General features: G+C 58.7%; 19 protein-coding genes. 8 read left to right on the forward strand and 11 right to left on the reverse strand.

Going from position 1 to position 20,020, the window contains the following annotated elements:
* Positions 1-134 precede the first annotated feature (134 nt).
* The 5 genes from NX775_RS15710 to NX775_RS15730 all read left to right on the forward strand — a co-directional run bounded on the left by NX775_RS15710 (position 135) and on the right by NX775_RS15730 (position 3,569).
* Positions 135-1,316 (forward strand): penicillin-binding protein activator, encoded by a 1,182-nt coding sequence (locus NX775_RS15710; RefSeq protein WP_258836868.1) that lies wholly within the window; start codon positions 135-137, stop codon positions 1,314-1,316.
* A gap of 1 nt (position 1,317) precedes the next feature.
* Positions 1,318-1,677: a YraN family protein gene (locus tag NX775_RS15715; RefSeq protein WP_258836869.1), complete on the forward strand. Its 360-nt coding sequence runs from the start codon at positions 1,318-1,320 to the stop codon at positions 1,675-1,677.
* 56 nt (positions 1,678-1,733) lie between these two features.
* Positions 1,734-2,330, forward strand: a complete 597-nt coding sequence (locus tag NX775_RS15720; protein ID WP_183555000.1) for a phosphoheptose isomerase — start codon at positions 1,734-1,736, stop codon at positions 2,328-2,330.
* On the forward strand, positions 2,323-2,970 hold the full coding sequence (locus NX775_RS15725) for a BON domain-containing protein (RefSeq protein WP_258836870.1): 648 nt from the start codon (positions 2,323-2,325) through the stop codon (positions 2,968-2,970). The genes NX775_RS15720 and NX775_RS15725 overlap by 8 nt, the downstream gene beginning before the upstream one ends.
* 80 nt (positions 2,971-3,050) lie before the next feature.
* Positions 3,051-3,569: a peroxiredoxin family protein gene (locus tag NX775_RS15730; RefSeq protein WP_258836871.1), complete on the forward strand. Its 519-nt coding sequence runs from the start codon at positions 3,051-3,053 to the stop codon at positions 3,567-3,569.
* A 6-nt stretch (positions 3,570-3,575) separates the two neighbouring features.
* On the opposite strand, the gene NX775_RS15735 is transcribed toward NX775_RS15730, so the two are convergent.
* From NX775_RS15735 to NX775_RS15750, 4 genes are all read right to left on the reverse strand, one after another.
* Positions 3,576-3,998, reverse strand: coding sequence for a PaaI family thioesterase (locus NX775_RS15735; RefSeq protein WP_258836872.1), 423 nt, complete (start codon positions 3,996-3,998; stop codon positions 3,576-3,578).
* A gap of 57 nt (positions 3,999-4,055) precedes the next feature.
* Complete coding sequence (locus NX775_RS15740; RefSeq protein WP_258836873.1) at positions 4,056-6,062, reverse strand: helicase-related protein; 2,007 nt, start codon at positions 6,060-6,062, stop codon at positions 4,056-4,058.
* A gap of 322 nt (positions 6,063-6,384) precedes the next feature.
* Positions 6,385-7,629, reverse strand: a complete 1,245-nt coding sequence (locus NX775_RS15745) for a hypothetical protein (RefSeq protein ID WP_258836874.1) — start codon at positions 7,627-7,629, stop codon at positions 6,385-6,387.
* Positions 7,630-8,010: 381 nt separating this feature from the next.
* Positions 8,011-8,469: a phospholipase D-like domain-containing protein gene (locus tag NX775_RS15750; RefSeq protein ID WP_258836875.1), complete on the reverse strand. Its 459-nt coding sequence runs from the start codon at positions 8,467-8,469 to the stop codon at positions 8,011-8,013.
* A 464-nt stretch (positions 8,470-8,933) separates the two neighbouring features.
* Between NX775_RS15750 and NX775_RS15755 the strand changes: the two genes are divergently transcribed.
* Complete coding sequence (locus NX775_RS15755) at positions 8,934-9,371, forward strand: hypothetical protein (protein WP_258836876.1); 438 nt, start codon at positions 8,934-8,936, stop codon at positions 9,369-9,371.
* On the forward strand, positions 9,368-9,691 hold the full coding sequence (locus NX775_RS15760; protein ID WP_258836877.1) for a hypothetical protein: 324 nt from the start codon (positions 9,368-9,370) through the stop codon (positions 9,689-9,691). Before NX775_RS15755 ends, NX775_RS15760 begins: the two co-directional genes overlap by 4 nt.
* 383 nt (positions 9,692-10,074) lie before the next feature.
* Here the strand turns inward: NX775_RS15760 and NX775_RS15765 are convergent, their stop codons facing one another.
* The 4 genes from NX775_RS15765 to NX775_RS15780 all read right to left on the reverse strand — a co-directional run bounded on the left by NX775_RS15765 (position 10,075) and on the right by NX775_RS15780 (position 15,147).
* On the reverse strand, positions 10,075-10,449 hold the full coding sequence (locus NX775_RS15765) for a hypothetical protein (RefSeq protein ID WP_258836878.1): 375 nt from the start codon (positions 10,447-10,449) through the stop codon (positions 10,075-10,077).
* 199 nt (positions 10,450-10,648) lie between these two features.
* The gene (locus NX775_RS15770; RefSeq protein ID WP_258836879.1) at positions 10,649-12,358 is read right to left on the reverse strand and encodes a hypothetical protein; all 1,710 of its coding nucleotides are present in this window, start codon (positions 12,356-12,358) and stop codon (positions 10,649-10,651) included.
* Positions 12,359-12,370: 12 nt separating this feature from the next.
* Positions 12,371-13,054, reverse strand: coding sequence for a hypothetical protein (locus NX775_RS15775; protein WP_258836880.1), 684 nt, complete (start codon positions 13,052-13,054; stop codon positions 12,371-12,373).
* 719 nt (positions 13,055-13,773) lie between these two features.
* Positions 13,774-15,147: an HNH endonuclease gene (locus tag NX775_RS15780; protein WP_258836881.1), complete on the reverse strand. Its 1,374-nt coding sequence runs from the start codon at positions 15,145-15,147 to the stop codon at positions 13,774-13,776.
* Positions 15,148-15,359: 212 nt separating this feature from the next.
* Here NX775_RS15780 and NX775_RS15785 point away from each other — a divergent pair, with 212 nt between their 5' ends.
* Complete coding sequence (locus NX775_RS15785) at positions 15,360-17,693, forward strand: YecA family protein (protein ID WP_258836882.1); 2,334 nt, start codon at positions 15,360-15,362, stop codon at positions 17,691-17,693.
* A gap of 300 nt (positions 17,694-17,993) precedes the next feature.
* Here the strand turns inward: NX775_RS15785 and lipA are convergent, their stop codons facing one another.
* The 3 genes from lipA to NX775_RS15800 are packed head-to-tail and all read right to left on the reverse strand — an operon-like array spanning position 17,994 to position 19,971.
* Positions 17,994-18,986, reverse strand: coding sequence for a lipoyl synthase (gene lipA, locus NX775_RS15790; protein ID WP_258836883.1), 993 nt, complete (start codon positions 18,984-18,986; stop codon positions 17,994-17,996).
* Positions 18,983-19,690: a lipoyl(octanoyl) transferase LipB gene (lipB, locus tag NX775_RS15795; protein WP_258836884.1), complete on the reverse strand. Its 708-nt coding sequence runs from the start codon at positions 19,688-19,690 to the stop codon at positions 18,983-18,985. Before lipB ends, lipA begins: the two co-directional genes overlap by 4 nt.
* A 14-nt stretch (positions 19,691-19,704) precedes the next feature.
* Complete coding sequence (locus tag NX775_RS15800) at positions 19,705-19,971, reverse strand: DUF493 family protein (protein ID WP_183554968.1); 267 nt, start codon at positions 19,969-19,971, stop codon at positions 19,705-19,707.
* Between the last annotated feature and the right edge of the window lie 49 nt (positions 19,972-20,020).

The following is a 20,020-nucleotide window of genomic DNA, read 5'->3' on the forward strand; positions in this document are numbered from 1 at the left end:
TGCTGAAGAAAAAAAATCTCACGGGCTTGATTGCCGCTTCTCTCACGACACTGCTGGCCGCGTGCGGCAGTACGCCCCTGCCACCCGATACCGGTTGTGGCATGCCAGGCGGATTGTGCAGCCCAGGCGCGTCAGTGACAAGTGGTGCGCCTGCCGCGCCTGCCGACTCTGCTTATACACCACCTGCGCCGCGTTCCGATAGCGGTGTCCAGACCAGTCCGGTCGAATTGCCGCCGAGCGCCGACGGCAGCACGCCAAGTGCCGCGGCGGCGCCAAGCGGCCCGACCGTCCGCGTCGCGCTGCTCCTGCCCCTCGAATCGCAGGCGCTGGCCCAGCCCGCCGAAGCGGTGCGCGCCGGCTTCATGGCCGCGTACGACCAGCAGCGCGGCGGCGTTACCGTCAACCTCGTGCCCACCGGCGACTCGTCGCAGGCCGCCCTCGACGCTTACCGCATGGCGGCTGCAGAGAACGACATCGTCGTCGGTCCGCTCGCGCGCCCTGCTGTGGCGGCCCTGGCCACCAGCGGCGCCGTCACCAAGCCGACCATCGCGCTGAACCACCCGCAGGTGGCGGCCGCGTTGCCGTCCAAGATGCTCGTCATCGGTTTTTCGCTCGAAGACGAAGCGCGCCAGGTGGCCGACTGGGCTGCCGCCGAGCAGCCGTCTGGCCAGGCACTGGTGCTGACCGGGCGCGCCACCTGGCAGCAGCGCCTGTCGGGCGCTTTCAGTGCGCGCTGGTCCGAACTGGGCCGCACCCAGAACACAGTCGAACTGCCGAACGCCGGCGGCTATGTCGACGGCAACGCACTGGCCGACCTGCGCGCGCGCCTGCAATCACAGCCGCCGCAACTGGTCTATGCGGCGCTTGACGCCAACAGCCTGCGCCAGGTGCGCAGCGCGCTGGGCACCTCGACGCCCACCTACGGCACGGCCTCGGTCAACCCGGGCCGCGACCCGGCCAGCATCCCGCCTGAGCTGGTCGGCGTGCGCATCCTCGACCTGCCATGGACCGTGCAGGCCGATCATCCGGCCGTGGCAAGCTACCCGAGCTGGAGCAGCGGCGGCCAGGGCCTCGACTTGCAGCGCCTGTACGCGCTGGGCATCGACGCTTACCGCATCGCACGCGAGCTGTCGCTGCGCCCGTCCGGCGCATTCGAGCTCGACGGCGCCACGGGCCGCCTGTCGATCGACATGGGCCAGGGCGCGCGCGCGTTCCGCCGCGTCGAAACCGGCGTCGTCGTGCGCGATGCGATGCCTGGCGCCGATGGCGCCGCCGTCACCGGCCGCGTGTTCGAAGCGGTCTCCACCGGCCAGTGACATGTGGCCCGGGCGCCTGTCCCAACGGCAGGCCCAGGGTCACCAGTATGAACTTGCCGCCAGCGCCTATCTGCGCCGCCGCAGGCTGGCGCCGATGGAAGAAAACTTTCGCTGCAAGGGCGGTGAAATTGACTTGATCATGCGCGACGGCGCCACCCTCGTGTTCGTTGAGGTACGCCAGCGCGCCAGCAGCAGCCAGGGCGGCGCCGCAGCCAGCATCACACCGGCCAAGATCCGGCGCCTGGTCTGCGCAGCACAGGTGTACCTGCTGCGCTTTCCTGTCACCCCGCCCTGCCGCTTCGACGTGGTGGCCATCGATGGCGAACAGATCGAGTGGCTGCAGAACGTGATTGAAGTGTAAGCAATTTTTACCGACCTTGCCCAGTGCCCCTTGCTACTACACTATAATCCTCGGCTATGAATACACAACGCATCCTCGCTCACTTCCAGGAGAGCGCTGACCTGAAGATGAGGTCGGCTGCAACACTGGCTCCCCATATTTCGCAGGCGGTCGAACTCATGTTCGGCGCCCTGTCCAATGGCAACAAGATCCTGGCCTGCGGTAACGGCGGTTCGGCCGCCGACTGCCAGCACTTTGCTGCCGAGCTGGTCGGGCGCTTTGAGCGCGAGCGCTTCCCGCTCCCGGCCATCGCGCTGACCACCGACACGTCGATCCTGACTGCCGTCGGCAACGACTACAGCTTCCGCGAAATCTATTCCAAGCAGGTGCAGGCCTTCGGTCAGGCCGGCGACATCCTGCTGGCCATTTCCACTTCGGGCAACTCGGGCAATGTGCTCGCTGCGGTCGAAGCGGCGCTCGAGCGCGAAATGCGCATCGTGGCGTTCACAGGCAAGGACGGCGGCCAGTTGGCCAAGCTGCTGACCGACGCCGACGTCCACGTCAACGTCCCGCATTCGCGCACTGCGCGGATCCAGGAAGTTCACCTGTGCGCCATTCACTGCATCTGCGACGGCATCGACGTCGCGCTGTTCGGAGGAGACGAGAATGCGTAATACCCGCCGGCCTATGGCCGTGCTGTTGACGAAAGTCGTTCTGGGCTCGGCCCTGCTGGCATCGCTGTCGGGCTGCTTCGGCCTGATCGTCGGCGCCGGCATCGGCAGCGCCGTATCGGCGGTCGACCGCCGCACGCTGGGCGCCCAGACCGAAGACAAGTCGGTCACGGTCAAGGCCGAGATCAAGATGCGCGAAGTCACCAATGGCAACGGCAACATCAACGTCACGAGCTTCAACCGCAAGGTGCTGCTCACCGGCGAAGTACGCGACGAGGCCATGAAGGCTGCGGCCGAGCGCGAAGTGCGCAAGATCGAGAACGTGGTGTCGGTCATCAACGAACTGAAGATTTCGGGTTCGTCGAGCTACACGTCGCGCTCAAGCGATGCGCTCATCACCACCAAGGTCAAGGCCAGCCTGGTCGACATGAAGACGGTGTCGGCGATCTCGTTCAAGGTCACGACCGAACGCGGCGTGGTCTACCTGATGGGTCTTGTCACCCCGCGCGAAGGCAATATCGCTGCCGACGTCGCCAAGGGCGTCTCGGGCGTGACAAGCGTGGTGAAGATCTTCGAATACATCACCGAAGAAGACGCACGCGCCAAGCAGGCCAACGCGCAGAACGCACCGCAGGGTTCCTGAACCCCGGGTGCATGCGCACCATGCAAAAAAGCGGCAGGGCTATAATGGCCCTGCCGCTTTTTTTATGATGATCGCCGACCATGACCGCATCCATAACCTCCCGCTCCTGGATCAAGCCTGCCGCCATCGGCGCCGTCGTGCTGGCGCTGGCCGGTATCGGCTACGCGTCGCTGGCCAGCAGCACGCCGGCCCCGGACGTCACGTTCATCAGCATCGCCGGCGACAAGGTGTCGACGCAGTCGCTGCGCGGCAAAGTCGTGATGGTCAACTTCTGGGCCACGTCGTGCGTCACCTGCGTCAAGGAGATGCCTGACATGGTCGCGACCTACAACAAGTACAAGGCCCAGGGCCTGGAATTCGTCGCCGTCGCGATGCAGTACGACCGGCCCGACTACGTGCTGAACTTCGCCGAGCAGCGCAAGCTGCCATTTACCGTGGCGCTTGATTCAGCGGGCGATATCGCGCGCCAGTTCGGCGATGTCACGCTCACGCCCACCACCTTTTTGATCGACAAACAGGGCCGCATCATCAAGACCTATGTCGGCGCGCCGGACTTCGGCGCGGTGCACAAGCTGATCGAGAAAGAGCTGGCCGGCTGATCCTGGTTATGCCTTCGGATACAGGATCATCTGCGTGCAGCGAAACAGCGCGATGGTCTTGCCGCTGGCCTTGTCCGTGACGGTGGCATCCCAGATCTGCGTCGTGCGGCCCAGGTGCACGGCGGTGGCAACGCAGGCAATGGTGCCTTCGCGCGCGGTGCCCAGGTGGTTCGATTTCAATTCGATCGTCGTGAAGTTCTGCGCGCCTTCCGGCAGATTGCTGATGCAGCCGTAGCCGGCGCAGGTATCGGCCAGCGTAACCACGCTGCCGGCGTGCAGGTAGCCATTTGGCGCCAGCAGGTGTGGCGCGACGGGCATCTCGGCGGCCAGCTTGCCGGGGCTAACCTCCGTAATCTGGATGCCCAGGTGGCCAGGCAGGTACGTTGCGCCGAAGGTATTGAAGGCGTCAGGGGTGTGTGGAATGCTCATGGGGTTGTCTCGGTGTTTTTATGAAAGCGGCATCGTACACCGAGACCACGGCCGGCGTCAGCGGCGCCGCCCCTCATGGTGCTTGCCACCCTTGCCGCTACTCTTCCCACCATGCCGCTGCCGGGCCGCCGCGTTCTGCTGCTGCAGCAGTGCATCGATGCGTTCGGACGCCTCGCGCGCCAGCTCCTGCGCCAGCGCGATGCTCGGGAAGTAGTCCGGCGCCCGGTATCCCAGCCACGCATAGGCCGAATACACGCGGCACTGGTCCTCGACCTCTTGCAGGTTCATGTAGAACAGCTGCTGCGGATTGCTGTGGCCGTGCAGCTTGACGACGATTTTCTTGGCCAGCGACAGGCACCAGTGTTCCCACGCCTTCTGCAGCGCCGGCACGCGGCTCGAGATCGGCACCAGGGAGAGCATGAACTTGTCGGCCACTGACAGCGGCAGTGTATCGAGCCACTCGGCGCGCTCATTCTGGTCTTCGGTGATGCGCGGGTAGAAAAAACCGTCCGGCACATCGATATTGTGGACAAACCGCTTGAGCAGCTTGACCAGCGACGTCTCGCCCGTCACCGACGAAATGCGGTGCAGCTGCTCGAGCGACGGCGCGACCGCGAAGCCGCTCGTTGCCACCGCCGGGATTTTTTCCTTCATCAGTGAACGCATGACCTGGTGCGTCTCGTCGTCATAGCCGACCACGAAGCCTTCGTCGTGCACGCCGTAGCGCCCTGCCCGGCCCGCGATCTGCTTGGCCAGCGCAGCGGAGATTTCTTCTTCCTCGACGCCGTTGTACTTGACCGTGGTCGTCATCACGATGCGCGCGATCGGCATGTTCAGCCCCATCGCCAGCGCATCGGTGCCGACCACGATGTCGGCTTGGCCGTCGCGGAAACGCTCGGCCTGCGCGCGGCGCACCTCGGGCGACAGGTTGCCGTAGACGGTGGCCACCGACAGCCCCTTGTCGGTGATCATGTCACGCCACTTGAGCACCTCGCGACGCGAGAACGCGATCACGGCGTCGCCGCGGCGCAGGTTCGACAGCTTGCGCACGGCCATCGGTTCCATCTCCAGAGGGCCCATCCGCTTGAGCACATGCACCTCGAGCGGCACATCGAGCCGCTCGGCCAGCGCCTCGATCGCACGGCGCGCTTCGGGTGCGCCGACCAGGTACACGACCGCCGCCGGCGCGCCGCACACGGCGGCAGTCCAGGCGGCGCCGCGGTCGCGGTCGGCCAGCATCTGGATCTCGTCGATCACGGCCACGTCGATCGGCGTTTTCGAGTCGAGCATTTCGACGGTGCTGGCGACGTGCGTCGCGCCCTCCACCAGGCGCCGTTCCTCGCCCGTGATCAGGCTGACCTTGATCGCTTCGCCATGCGGGCGCGCAGCCTGCAGGCGCTCGTAGTTTTCCAGCGCCAGCAGGCGCAGCGGCGCCAGGTACACGCCGCTCGGCGCCTTGGCCAGCGCTTCCATCGCGCGGTGCGTCTTGCCCGAGTTGGTGGGGCCCAAGAGCGCGATGAACTTGCGGCCCATGCGGCTGGCGACGTCGAACGAGCGCGGGTACTCGGCCAGGTTGATGCTTTCCTTGGTGCGCGCCGCGTGCCGCTCTTCGGCGTCGCGCTCGATCGCGTGGGTCAGCCGCTGCGAAATCCGCTGGAACACATACTCGGCCGGCTCGGACGTTTGCAGTTCGTCCAGCACATCGAGAAACAGCATCGGGTCGTAGCCGGCGTCGTCGGCGTCGTCTGCCAGATCGCGCACGAATTCCTCGGCGTCCTGGTGCAGGCGCGCGAGGTCGGCGTCACCGGTGCGCTCTTCGATCAGCGCGCGCCGCCCGGCTGCGTCCAGCTTGCGCCACTTGCTCGGCTTGGCCAGCACGCCGCGCGACGGCACCAGGCGGTACGGCACCTGCAAGCCTTCGTAGCGCACCGTGCCCGAGAAGCGCAGGAACACGCGGCCTTCCAGTTTGACCAGTTCGATGCCGCGCGCGGCCAGGTCAAGTTCGCGCTCGAGCACGGCGTCGTCGGTGAGGTCGGATGGAGAAGAGTCTTGGAAGTCGGTCATGGCGCAGTGCTGAAGTTCGATGGTGTCACTATATCGCGGCGGCGGCGGATGCAACGTCCGGGAGACAGACGGCAAAAAGGGACGGCAGCGCCGTCCCTTCATGTGTCCGCGCTGCAGTGGGTGTTACGCCGCCACTGTGAACTATCAGCAGTTAATGAGACAAAACGGTCACTTATCCCCAATTTTAGTCAGAACAAAACGAGACAAGAGTTAGCAGTTCTTGAGACTAACGGCGGAGCTACGCCCCACCTTTCCATGCTACATGAGCGTTACGATAACATTTCATTCTAAGCGTTGCGAACAATCACTACTTCGAAGTTACTCAGGCGAAAAGCTTGCAACCTTTCCAACCGCGATGCTCTTGCCGACTGCTGACGAACGTAGCAAATTTACAGTTCTCGGATAGGAGCAAATCATGCCGAAAAGGGATAGGCACGGGTACAGGTTTCACCTCAATGGGTCCCGAGAAGACCACCATAGCAAGGCCTTTTTCTCGCTCAAACAGCATTTCGCAGAGGCCCGCGAACGGATTACCAGGGTTATTTGCCTCAATGACAGAAGCGGAGGAGTCATTCATGAACTGGAGTGCTAAAGCACCGGGACGCCGCTTGGTAAGCTGACGATCAATCGCATCCTTTGCGACGTCCTCAGCCTTATCCCACAACGTGAACTCCCCAGTCCATGCAATGCGGAGCCCTCTCCACCCTTGCGCTGACTCTTTTGGGCTGATGAATGCTAAGGTCGCTCCGGGAAGGCTGGAGGCTGCATCGAAGCATGCATCTTCATTTGCCAGATCCGAAGGTACAGTAATGCTCGAGCGCACGATCTCAAATCCGTCAAAAACGCCATTTGACCGATCATCAAGAACGTCAACAATCTGTCCTACTAAATTCACAAGCTTGCGCTCGTCGGTTGGAATGGCTCTGGAAACGTTGATGCTGAGAATGTTTGCTTCCCCCGGACGAGCAGGGATGTATGAGAACATGTCTGAGGACTTCATACACACCTCTAGCAGTCGCTGGCCGTCATACAGGGTGACCCGCGCGCCTTTATCACCGGCAAACGACTTGCATTCCAGCTCGAACGTAGGGAGTCCTTGTAACGGAGTCACCAACAGGTCAAAGGTCCCATCGTCACTGGCACTTTCCGGCCAGTGGATCTGGCACTGTTTTTTCAGAAGTATCTCGGCGACATAAAGCTCAAAATGAAGGGCTCGCATGTCCGCGGGATTCTTCAAGGCCCCTTCAAATCTCCTTTCAAGGCCATGTGGGCCAGGTAGGCCACCCCTCAGCTTTTCACACCACGCTGCAATGCGATTGGCGAGCAAGATCGCTTCGACAATCCCTATCCAATTGGCACCGGAGTCGACTATGCACTCCTGACGGTCCCATCGCGTAAGCCCAAAGGCGAACCAGTTTTCCACCTCCAGTTGCCCGGTTCTTAGCGAAAAGCCTCGCTGTGCCTCCTCGTACTTTCGCACAACCTTTAACCATGGCTTATCTGGAAATATCCGTGATATTCGCTCGTACATGACTGGTAAGAGCAAGGCGGTTGGGATCAGTTTCATGTTGACATAACCTATGTATAGCTGTCCAAAGAAGCTCCGATTCTTCGTTTCGAACTCGCCGGTTCGAGGGTGAAGGTTAGTGCTGTATACCTATCGCTCAAGGGCATAGCCTTCGTTGAGAGGCCGCTTTCGCCTCATAACTTGGGCATTATGGGCGGCACCCACCTCCTTGCGACCGGTCGGGCCGACAACTCGAACGGCTGCATTTGGCCGAACCCGGCCGTTGAGCTCAGCATAGCAGGTTGCCAAGGCCGAAAAATCGCAGAGTGTCACGAAGGACCGGGCCCGACCCAAAGCAGACTGTCATCCCTCTTTAAGACTGCAGACACAGGCACGCATGCATGCATGCATGCATGCAGGCTCGCGGTGGCGCGCCAAATTTCAGGCAAACTTCAAGGCTGCGAGAGTGGTCAGGTACTGTTGCAGATCGAGGAAGAGGGAATCGCCGCGCGTCCCCCACATCGTTACGGACAGTTCCTCATTGGCGCTCAAGCCTCCCTTCGTGATATTCGCGGAGCCGATCACGGCCGTGTATTTATCGCCGCTTTCGAAGTAGTAGATTTTGGTATGCAGCGCACGGCTGCGGGACCCCACCATGCGGTGCGTCAGCCCTGTGCGGGAGGCCAGCGCTGGCGCTACGCCTTCTAGGGTTTCCTTTAGGTTGGAATACACCGTGATGATGGCACCATTGGCGAGGGCTGAGTCAATTGACGGCAGCAAATCTTCCAGTCCGGGAAGTTTGATCCATCCGGAGCACAGGATCGACACCTCCGATTTCTTGATCAGCTCAGACAGTAGATGAACATGTTTTCGTTTGCCAGAATTTGTTTGAAGGAGCATGGGCGTGCGCAACTTTCTTTGGCCGATTAGGTTTGATCCGTGTCGCGCTGAGCGGGACGATCGTCACGGCGCAGTGTAGATGGCAGTGGCTGCTCGGGCAAGCCTAACGGTCTGGGAAATGGCGGCCGTCCTCCCTGAAGAAGAAACGACAAGAGCTCTTCCACGAATAGGGACAAACTCGCCAAGCCGCGTGCGAATAAAGGTCGCCACAAACGCTTCGCGACGTTGTAGAAGTTTATGTTTACGACACAAGAGCGCGATCTACCGACGAATGCTCTAAGCGGATAGCGGACGGTTGGAAAGGCTGAGTATACGTAGTTGTTGCTTCTGGAGCAATTGTGAGTGTGATCAGCATCCTTGGGCGCTTTAGCAGTGGACGTCATGATTCGTTCAATGGTCTGTTTACATACCATACGGACTTTGGTACCATGTCGTGACACGTTTTATTTGGCCTAAGGAGCCCTATGTTTTCTCTTGATGAAATTCCACCCTATATCCTCCATGCAGCTTGTGCCGAATCACTGCGCACGAACATCCCGGTAAAAACCGTCTTAATTGACGCGTGGGAGAAGAGTCCCTTGGGGCTGCGGCAACCCTTGGCGACGGCGCCAGCGGCACCGATCACCTATGACGCTGACGTTGCGAAGGCCATCGAGCGATGCACTGCGTTACCAGCCGGCACTGTGTTTTCTCTCAACGCTGATTCAGCTGGCAATCGCCGTCTCTTCTCGCGAGAGGAGTGGCAGGTTCTGTCCGCTAAAGATTCGTTCAGCCCGACCGTATTCGGCCGGCAGTTCAGCAAGGCAGTAATGGCTGCCAACCTGGCGAAAAAGCACGTCAAGACCGACGACAACAAGCAACTTTACGAACGTTTGGAGTTAAATCCAAAGGAGGCATCATGAAGTGCCACAAGAAGCTCAAGGCCCTCGTTGACGAATATGCAAAGCGCGGTAATTTCGACACCCACGATGTCATCATCGAGTACAAGACACGCTGTCCGGTCGCGTACGAAGCCGACCTCACGGAGGTCGAGCAGCGACCACGCAGCGCGAAGGCGAGGAAAAAGACCAGCGCAGTGCATCGCTTGCATACGTCGCTGGGAATCCGCATTGCCCGTATCTGCACAGCATCAGGACTAGTGCATACGCAATCACGTAGCGTCGACTTGAATGGTCAGCACAGCCGATGCCTTGCATGGGCAAATAGCTGCTCCGCGAGCTAGTCGGGTTGGGCGATGGGTCTGGTGGACTCCAGTACACCGGCCCACGTATCAGGTTGCCGCGATATTAAGATAGCCGGAAGTCCGCGCTCATCTCGTGTGCCAAAGAGGAAACATGCGCCGTCGGTAAGAATAGGTCAGCTGTTCGGCGTCGTGCCCAGTGGTATTACAGTATCGCCCTTAAGTTTTGAATATCCGCTCTTGGGGCCGATAACGGCCCTTTTCGCTTTCCGCCCCCACTTACTGACAAGGCGGCCGCCCCGGCAGGCTACAGCCGCCGGCAGTGGTTCACGCAGTGCAGGAGTGCGCGATCGCGGCCCAAGTCGACTAGCACGCGCTCGTCCAAGATAAAGATTCTTGTGAAGGCGCCGAATGGCGGCTCCCGTTCAAACGCTCTTGCAGAGCGAAAGCGCCAGTTGGCGCTGGAGGGCTGGCGCTGGCCAGTTATCGTAGATGACCAGCCAGTGCTCGTCGTGAGCGGCGTAACCAGGCTTTTTGGCGCTGGCCACCTTGTTATCAACGAAGTGCGCGATCGCCTCGGCCCAGGCTCGCTCGACCGAGTCGCCCATCATTGGCGGCGGCATCCGATCTTCCTCAATCTCCGCAAGCAGTTGCTTCTTAGATTTTCTTGGTTCGCCGACGACAGCGCTGCGCATCAGATAGGTATTCTGGCCGACTGTCGCGCGCAGGGTGCTCTCGTGCGCGACATTCTCCGCGAGGATAACGCAAGCTTGGTATGACGGTGCGGTCAGGCAGAACATACTTTTAAAGGACTTCGATCATGCGCCTGACTGGTACCGTAGTATCGTCGAGGACTTGCCAAACTGGCGGGCTAGGCTGTTACGCTAATGTTCACGAACAGTAGCCAAGGAGAAGGAATTATTAATCAGCAGTCACGGGACGCCGCTGATCAAGAACTTGTACCAAAATGAGAACGGAAAGTCTAGACATGTTTCGGCGTTACTGTTGGAGCTGCTCTACGGGCGGCAACAGAACGTCGCGCCATGTGATTGAAACCGTTGGCTGAAAATTCGCCTCGAACTCTAACAGCCGGAGGCAACCAGGATGGTTCTCGACTGCTAGCGCTACGATGCTGCGACACCCTTCCATATCGCCGGCGTCTCGAAGCCGTTCGGCCAACTCCAAAGCAAGCGCAGCCTCGAAGAGCCGCGGAAATCTGAGACCATTCGCAGCAGAACGCCGACGCAAGTAGTTTTGTAAGGTTGATCGATGGACTTCCAATACCCAGGGCACGGTCTGGGTAAACAGAGCATAGGCAATCAGCGCTTCCGAGGAGGGCTCGTCAAGCTCCGCTTGAATTAACGTTACGATCCCTGCAGGGGTCGCAACCTGATCGGCCACACAGAGGTTGAACAACGCATGCAAAGCTAAATACGGCCGTCTCAGACGCTTTTCTATTTTCGGAATGAACCCGATTGCAGCGGTAAGCACAGGACGCATGTCTGTGAGAACTGCATCAGGCTCCTTAAGCAGACAAGACGCGAGTTGTTCAAGAAAGCCTTCCAGTTTGTCGCGCCCCTGCGTCGTAAGATCACCTTGTGCACCCCCAACCCAGTATTCCGGAGCCATGCGTATTTGAACAACTCCGCTTCGCTCTAGACGGTAATTGTAGTGTTCACGTTCGACAGAAGGCTGGCGCATGACGAATTCAATAATGACGCTTCGCATCAAACGTGACAGTCCCTGAAGCGTTAGATGCGTGGTACGACCTTCAACTGCAATCTCGCCATGGTTATGCCCGAGGGTTACCGCATCCGGCAGACGCTGAAGCTGGTGTACGTATTTAGACCGCGATTGATAAGCCATACGGAGCGTCTCTTCGAGATCAGATCTTCCCAGGAGGAGGCCGCTGGCCTCGCCAGAAGTCTGACGAAAGTATGCGGCTGTGGTATGGGCAGCCGTGAACTCTCGGAAGCGGCGCGCGAGCGCGACGTGTTCAACACTGAGCAGCGCTTCTCTTACACGTTGCGAAACGGTTTCGTCCGCCCCCGACAAAGCAATATCGATGGCATTACGCTTCTGTTCATCGAGTGAATTCCAATCACTCTGGTGGGCGTCGAAGTCCTGCGCAAGCGACTCCACAGAGGCGACGAGCAACGTGTAGGCAAGCTCAAGATCATCAGTAATGCGATGCATTCCGTTTACATAAGTCCGGATTACACGCATCACGCCAAGAAAGGTAATTCGCGGCAATCCTATGAGCTTAGCGACAAAAGCTTCTAGAAACGTCAGCTCGTCCGGCTTACACCAAATCGTCTCATCGAAAAATCTGCGAACGAGGGTCTGCGGGGCGACTCCCGTAGCCAACCCTCGCTGGCCATTTGTCAGTCGTCGGGCCAAGTCGACATCAGGTGTGCAGGTACAATTGAGCGCAAAGGACGCCACCGCCGAGTAGTCCTGGATATAAGGATCCACGGTTGAGGAAACGAGTACGCCTGGCCCGTGCTCTTCGCCCTCAATGTGTTCTGTAAGCTCATAGACCACAGTCGTGGGACGTATCGAGTAGCTCGTTGACGGTAACAGTCGCCCCGCAGCTGTTTGGATAGCATCCTTCCCAACGAATATGGCATTGGTATAGAGCATGCCGCGAAGAAGATTTTCCCTGCTAGCCGCTCTGGTGAATAACTTTCCAGTAGCGATTTGGAGCACGATTCCTCCGAATTAATCGCGGCGCGTGCGCCGCGTATACTTGGTGTCAAGCATTTTTTCTTCAAGCCATTGGCAGAGGCACTCAACCTGCTCAATTGCTGCGATAAGCTTTTCACGCGATACGTGAAGCGACGGCGACATGAACAGGTTCGGTCCGTTGCCGTCTTCAAACAATTCGGCTTCGCGCTCACTCATAAAAAACGGTTGCGGATGGCGTCGCCTATCCTCCTCAGCATGGGCCACCCGCAACATTGTGATACTTTCCGGGTGCTGGTCACGGTTGCGCGCGAGTACCACCTGTTCGATGATAATGAGGTCAGCCGGGCAGCTCGCCCAATCAATCCCCACTCGTTCAGCCAGGCAGGCTTGATAACCTCCTACCAAGCCGTCCTTCCTGAATGCGGCATGAAAATCCTTTCCGCAACTCAGCCCGAGCTCCCGCTCCCAAGTCTTGAAGTAGAGCTGCAGCGAAGCCGATAGCATTGAGATACAGCAGCGTCCCGTAACTTCCAGTAACTCACTCGCATCGATCCATTCGCTGATAAAAGGTGGCTCCCCATCTTCGCTGTATGGAGGAACGTAAGGTTCTTTTTCTGCTTCGATCTTGCTCATGATCTCGGCGAATGGCAGTGCTGCAAGCTCATAGTACTGACGAATGAGCCTGGTGCGGTCCTTGAGGAAAAATAAGACATCCATAATTACTCCTTCTCCACCTTATCGTCCAAACCATCAACTTAACCGTGAATGCGTTTCGTTCCTAGTGCCATTACCTTGAGCTCATACTCTTTCACTTCTAAGGTCTACACCCCGCCGTTGTCGATGTGCGGCCTACCGACTGAGTGCCTACCTCAGCCTGATTGCGACAAGATGGTCTTCGTCGAACTCCCAGAACTCGACGTCATCTGGAATCAGGTGTGGATAGGTATTCAAATAGTAGGTAGCAAGCGTAATTCCGCGGCGCCTACAGGAGGCTTTCAAAAAAAACATGATTTTACGATACTCACGCGGTGCTAGTTGAAAGTAGTACATCGCTTCGTTCCAGACAGTGAGTTTGGCACTCGGTACATTTGTGCCCACCGTCCAACGATGCGATTTGCATTCGACAATGATCTTCTGCTGCCCGCATCCGAGGTCAAAGGCGTGCATTTTCTTTAATGTACTAACGCCAAGCGAAACGCGGTGGCACCGTTCTAACGGGACGCCAAGACCTGCAAAGCATGCGAGAGCACATTTCTCGAAAGCAGCGCCTACATGAGAATTTGAGATTGCGCCTACTCGTTGAAATGGGACAACTCGGCTCATTAGGGTTCTTCTCACTTTCAAGCCAAAACGCGGCAGGCACCATTACGGTTGTTCATTGATGATCACACCAGGAGTGCAGCTGGGCCGGGTCAGATCGGTCACGACGTCATGCCTCAGACTGCTTCTTCTGGGGCGTAGAGCTCGCAGAGAATGGCTAGGAGCTGCTCCTTGATCAGCCCCGCATCTCTTCCGTAATGCGCTTCACGGTGGTCATTAGGGCATATGGCGACAACGTTTTCGACCCGATCCGTCCCGTTTTCGCTCAGCGGCACAACGTGGTGAGTTTCAAGGAAAACGGTGCCAGCCGCCGTCTGGAATCCTCGTTTCCCACAGAGCTCGCACACACCGGAGGCGCGCGCCAGCACGGCGTCGCGGATGGCCCGGCTTCGTTCATACGCGAGACCGGTAACCTCCTTGCGGCGAACTTGATCGGTACCAATTGTGTACTGGTCGACAAACACAGGTACGGGCGTTGTAGGAATGAGGGCCGGCAAAATAGAGTTGGCGGCGGCGATATCCCTAACCAGCCGCAGTCGGCCAGTTGCGAGGTTGTAGTCCTGTACGCGCCAGCTCGCTGCATCAAGGATACGCAGCTCGACCTTCGATGATTTTTTTCCGAGCATATCGGCAGACCGGCGCAGGCCTTCGTTGACTATTACGCGCATTGACGCGGCAGTAGCGTGAGCTTCGGCGAAGACGGCATCAACGGCACGCGCACGACGCGCCTGCGCGCGGGCGCGGTTTCTGATTTCGTCGGTCTCGCCAGTGGCATCCGCAATCGCCTGAAGCTCGGCAGCAGCATCGCGCAGGTTGTCGTCGAAGATGATGCGATCGTTATCAATCTTCATCGACCCATGCCAGAGGCATGCAAGGAGCGGCTCGTTTTCGCCCCCGAAGGACCAGTTGAAACAATATGCTGGGTTACTCCGCGGCTTCTCCGAACGCGTCCCATCCTTCTTGACGTACCAGCAAGAAACGTCAATCCCTGCCGCCTTGACCAAATCGATCACCGCTTTTTTTACGGTCGGCCGCAACCCAGCCAGCTCAAGACGAAGCCTTTCGGCTGTATCGTCACGGCTGTCTGCATAGGTCTGGCGAAGCTCTTGCAACAGATCCTTGGCGAGCATGCCCTTCCTTAGGGGCGCGAGCCTGGCCAGGAACTCAAGCGCCCCGTTGTATGAAAAGCCGAGGATTGGCCACTCACTGCCGTGTTTGTGAATATTGCACTCGCGCGCAGCTAAGCGCTGCTCGCGGTCAATCCAGCGTGTGACGGTGCGAAGGTCGTACTCCGTCGTCAGACGGCTGTCGCACACGGCGATCTCGACGTCATTATGCGGGAGGTTTGTGCTCCAATAGATGGCCGCAACCTGGCCTCGGCCGTGATTGATCCTAAACCCGTTTCCCGATTCAAACGGCTCAGACGAGCCGCCGAACGCAAGAAGCGCCCGGTCTTCGAGGTAGTTCTTTTTTTCGCGTGACAGCAGCACCTAATGTTCCCCAGTATTTATTGCGACAGACTTAAATTAATCTGTATTCGAGAAGTCATTTTATACAGGCGCACAAGTGGAGTCACTAAAGCGATTTTATGTCAGCAGATGCCAACCGCTCTCCACCTCAGTTACACTGCTATTAATTCATTCCATAATCTTAAACCGTCTCTGTACGGACCGAGACTTCGTAATAGTAGACGCCAGAGGCCATGGACGAAAAAAACCGTAAAGAGGCCGCAGTTTCTTTGTTGAAGGAGATGAAAGCCACTGCTACCCGCATGCGCGAGCTAATTGTCGCCATGCCTCCACATGATCTGATCGGCTACATCTATGCTCAGCACATGATGAAAGCGATGGCAGACCAAGGCGTCACTCATAAGCAACATAACGCGGACGGCCCGGATGATCTGATCAATGAAAGCCAGTTCCTTCTTGAGTACGTGCACGCGGTTCTCGCGTCAGATGTCTCCCCTGTGGAACTGAAATTCGACGAAGCTCAGTGCGCCGAGCTTTTTGCACTTGGGCGAAAACTGCGAGAGCAGGCCATGTTTTTTGCTATGGCCACGTCCGCCGATACGAAAGATGGAGTCTTTGGTACCAACACGGCCGACATTGAATTCCGCGCGAAATCTACTTGGGTCACGCTACGCGGAAACCGCTACCAAGTCTTGGAAGGCGAGTTCTATCGCTATGTCCTAGCGCCTCACGACGATGTCCTAAATGAGGTGTACGGGGTCAGTGCTGCGAATATCGCTGAAGGTTTCCAAGCCATGGCCGACGCCACCCGTTCTGGGCATGCCAACGCCATCACAGTGATGATGGAGCAGTTTGAGGCGGCACGCGCCTTCGCTTCGGTACAAGATGAGCCTCTGGAAGAGGCCTTAAAGATGTGGGCTGGTGCTAATTCTGCACAAGCGAAAGCAGCAGGTCGAGCGATGGATGACGTGTTTCGGGGAGGCATTGCCAACGTAAGTCGTCACACGAAGCTCCCGTCGGCTCTGTTGGCTGACCTAGCGTACCGACGAGGCGAAGAAACCGAATTTTTCACTACAGGCGATTTTGCGGGAACGCCCTATCAGACACTGCCCGCCCGGAAGAAACCGCTAATCCAGCTCGGCTCGGATTACTATGCCGTCGATCCGTGCTTCACGCGCGATGCTGGTTATCGTGCGCTTCTCTACAATCTTCTTCAACGAAAACCGGACTACAAAAAAACCTTTGAACATCGGCAGAAGACGATGAGCGAAGCTTCCTTTGCCGATATTATGGCGGCCCAACTCCCCGGCGCCACGGTTTTACAGGAGGTCTATTACAATGACCCCGTCAGCAGACAGTGGTCCGAGAATGACACGCTTATCCTGATCGATGACGTGCTGTTCCTGGTTGAAGCGAAGGCCGGTGCAGCCGCCACCATTGCATCACCAGCACTTGATTTTGGTCGCCACGCCCAGTCCGTACAGGACCTGGTACTCAAGGCGTACAAGCAATGTGAGCGCTTCTTCAATTATCTGGATTCAGCCGGCGAAGTACCCCTCTATCACTTAGTCGACGGCAAGTACGAAGAATGCGCCCGTATTCGCTGCAGCGACTACCGCGTGATGATTCCGATTGGGCTGACAGTCGAATCATTCTCGCCGTTTTCTACGTACTGCAAGGAGCTACCGCAGGTCGGACCGCTACTTGGAAGGCATGCCTTTGTTTCTCTTTCCATTGACGAACTATTTGTGCTACAGCGTCTCCTGCCGACGCCTGGTGAGTTTGCTCACTACATGGAGGTCCGGCAGGCCGTAGCGGGGATGCGCCGGGCTCATCTATTCGATGAATTCGACCACTTAGGCGCGTACTTGGAAAAGAACCGTTTCGATCAAGACATTGCTGACCAACTGAAGGACGGCAAAGTGAGTTTGCTCATCTGGAATCGCATGAGCGACATTGTAGACAGGGCTTTCGAAGGTGAAGACTGGGAAAGCAGGTCATTTCCGACCCAGCACTTCCCGGACGAGGTACTGAAGCTGCTTGGTGCGCTAGACACCACCCGAGCACATGGATGGCTTTCAGCTGAAAGCCATATCCGAGACTTGGGAGCAGAAGGCAGGCGTGATCTTGCCAAAATGTTGCATGACCTTCGCCAAACCCTGAACCCACACCCCGCCCGCTACTTTATTCTTTCCGGGGACGGTAAGCCGCTCTTCATTTGGCTTCAACGACACGACCATGAAATTGACTGGACCAAGGTGAATGACAAGGCCAGCGCAGCTGCGTTGGCTTTCAAGGCCTTTCACGTCATTGGCGTCGTGGTGGAGGTTAGTGCCGATGGAACCTATCACCGAGCGCATGCTTTTGCCGTTCACACACCAACAGAACGAACGGAAGCAACCGCGGCCATTTACGAAGATGCTGCGCGAATGGCTCAACCCACTCGGGCGGTGGGCCTAAAACAGCGGAAAACGATCTCCCTTCCTGTACAGACCAAAAACCCGGGGCGAAACGATCCCTGTCCATGTAGCAGCGGTGCAAAGTATAAGAAGTGTCATGGCCGTTAAGAACGCCTCACGATTATTCGTATTTGTTGCCTTTGAACCTCATCTCCTCCGTTATTGGAGGCGCGCCAACGGGGGTAAGTGCTGAAATGACCCACAGATGGTTGTAGAAGGTTAGCTTCGAAGGGCTACGACTGGCACTTCGGTTACAGCGTCAAGTCGTTGCAAAAGACTAGGGAGCTCCGACGCATCGATCATAGCTAGCAATTCTAGATCTGCTATACCGGGAACATTCCTTGCAACGACAGACGGCAAAAAGGGACGGCAGCACCGTCCCTTCGTGTGTCCGCGCTGCAGTGGGTGTTACGCCGCCACGCCCGCGTTGTGCGCCTGCTGGTCGGCGTGATACGACGAACGCACCATCGCACCGACAGCCGCGTGTACGAAGCCCATTTCGTAGGCTTTTTGCTCGAACATCTTGAAGACGTCCGGGTGCACGTAGCGGCGCACCGGCAGGTGCGAATTGGTCGGCGCCAGGTACTGGCCGATGGTCAGCATGTCGATGTCGTGATCGCGCATGTCCTGCATGACTTGCAGGATTTCTTCATCGGTCTCGCCCAGGCCGACCATGATGCCCGACTTGGTGACCGCGCTCGGGTACATCTTTTTGAAGTCGCGCAGCAGCACCAGCGAGTGCGTGTAGTCGGCGCCCGGACGGGCTTCCTTGTACAGGCGCGGCACGGTTTCGAGGTTGTGGTTCATGACGTCGGGCAGGCCGTCGGCGAAGATGTTCAGCGCTTTTTCGAGGCGGCCGCGGAAGTCGGGGACCAGCACTTCGATCTTGGTGCCCGGGCTCGAGGCACGCGTTTTCTGGATGCACTCGACGAAGTGGCCGGCGCCGCCGTCACGCAGGTCGTCGCGGTCGACCGACGTGATCACGACGTACGACAGGCGCAGCGCGGCAATCGTCTTGGCCAGGTTGGCCGGCTCGTTGATGTCGAGCGGGTCCGGACGGCCGTGGCCGACGTCGCAGAACGGGCAGCGGCGGGTGCACTTGTCGCCCATGATCATGAACGTCGCGGTGCCCTTGCCGAAGCATTCGCCGATGTTCGGGCAGCTCGCTTCTTCGCACACGGTCACCAGATTGTTGGCGCGCAGGATGTCCTTGATTTCGTAGAAGCGCGACGAGGCGGTGGCCGCCTTGACGCGGATCCAGTCGGGCTTTTTCAGGCGCTCCATCTCGGCGATCGGCACGATCTTGATCGGGATGCGCGAGGTCTTGCTGGCGCCTTTTTGCTTTTCGCTGGCGTTGTAGGCGGCTGCGGCGGCGACGCCGGTATCGATTTCGGAAGTCATAGGCTCGTTGCCCTCGCGGGGCTGTCAGTTGGTTTGTTCAGGTCTGGCTGGACGCCCTCGGGTGCCAGCTGATCGACCAGGGCCTGGGCCAGCGCCCGCTGTACATCGTGCAGCGGCGCCTCGACGCCCATCGTGCGCATATCGACTGTGACCAGTCCGGAGTAACCGCACGGATTGATCCAGGTGAACGGGGCCAGGTCCATCGCCACGTTCAGCGATACGCCATGGTAGGTGCAACCATTGCCGCGTACTTTCAGGCCCAGCGCCGCGATCTTGGCGCCTTTGCGCGGACCGTCTGTGATATAGATGCCGGGTGCACCGGCAACGCGCTCACCGCCAAGATTATACGCCCCTAACACATCGATCACCGCCTGTTCGATTTTTTCCACAAACTGGCGCGCGTACAGCTTGCCGCCCGGCTTGTTGCGGCGCAAGTCCATCAGCAGATAGATCACGACCTGGCCCGGCCCATGGAAGGTCACTTCGCCGCCACGGTCGGTCTGGATCACCGGAATGTCGTGCGGGGCCAGCACGTGCTCGCGGTCGGCGCCCAGGCCCAGCGTGAATACGGGCGGATGCTCGACGATCCACAGCTCATCGCGCGACTCGGGCGTGCGCGCATCGGTGAAGGCGCGCATCGCGGCGAAGGTGGGCTCGTAGTCGGCCTGGCCGAGGTCACGAATCAGGGGGGAGGTCGCTGACATCTGGGCGAACGCCGTTACAGGACCATCTTGACCATCGGATGCGTCGACAGCGTGCGGTACACCTCGTCGAGCATTTCGCGGCTGGTCGCGCGGATGGTCACGGTCAGGCCCGTGTAGTTGCCCTTGGCCGACGGCCGGGTTTCCAGCTTGCTCTCGTCGAAGGTCGGGTCGAGCTGGGTCACCAGCGCCACGATGGTCGGGGCGAAGTCGATGTGGCTCGCGCCCATCACCTTGATCGGAAAGTCGCTCGGGTATTCGATGAGGGAATCTTTGGGGTCCATGGCTGTAATCCTGTGCAAAAGCGCATTGTAGCCAATACCGGCGGTTTCG

Source organism: Massilia aurea (genome assembly GCF_024753205.1).
Taxonomy (GTDB): domain Bacteria; phylum Pseudomonadota; class Gammaproteobacteria; order Burkholderiales; family Burkholderiaceae_D; genus Telluria; species Telluria aurea.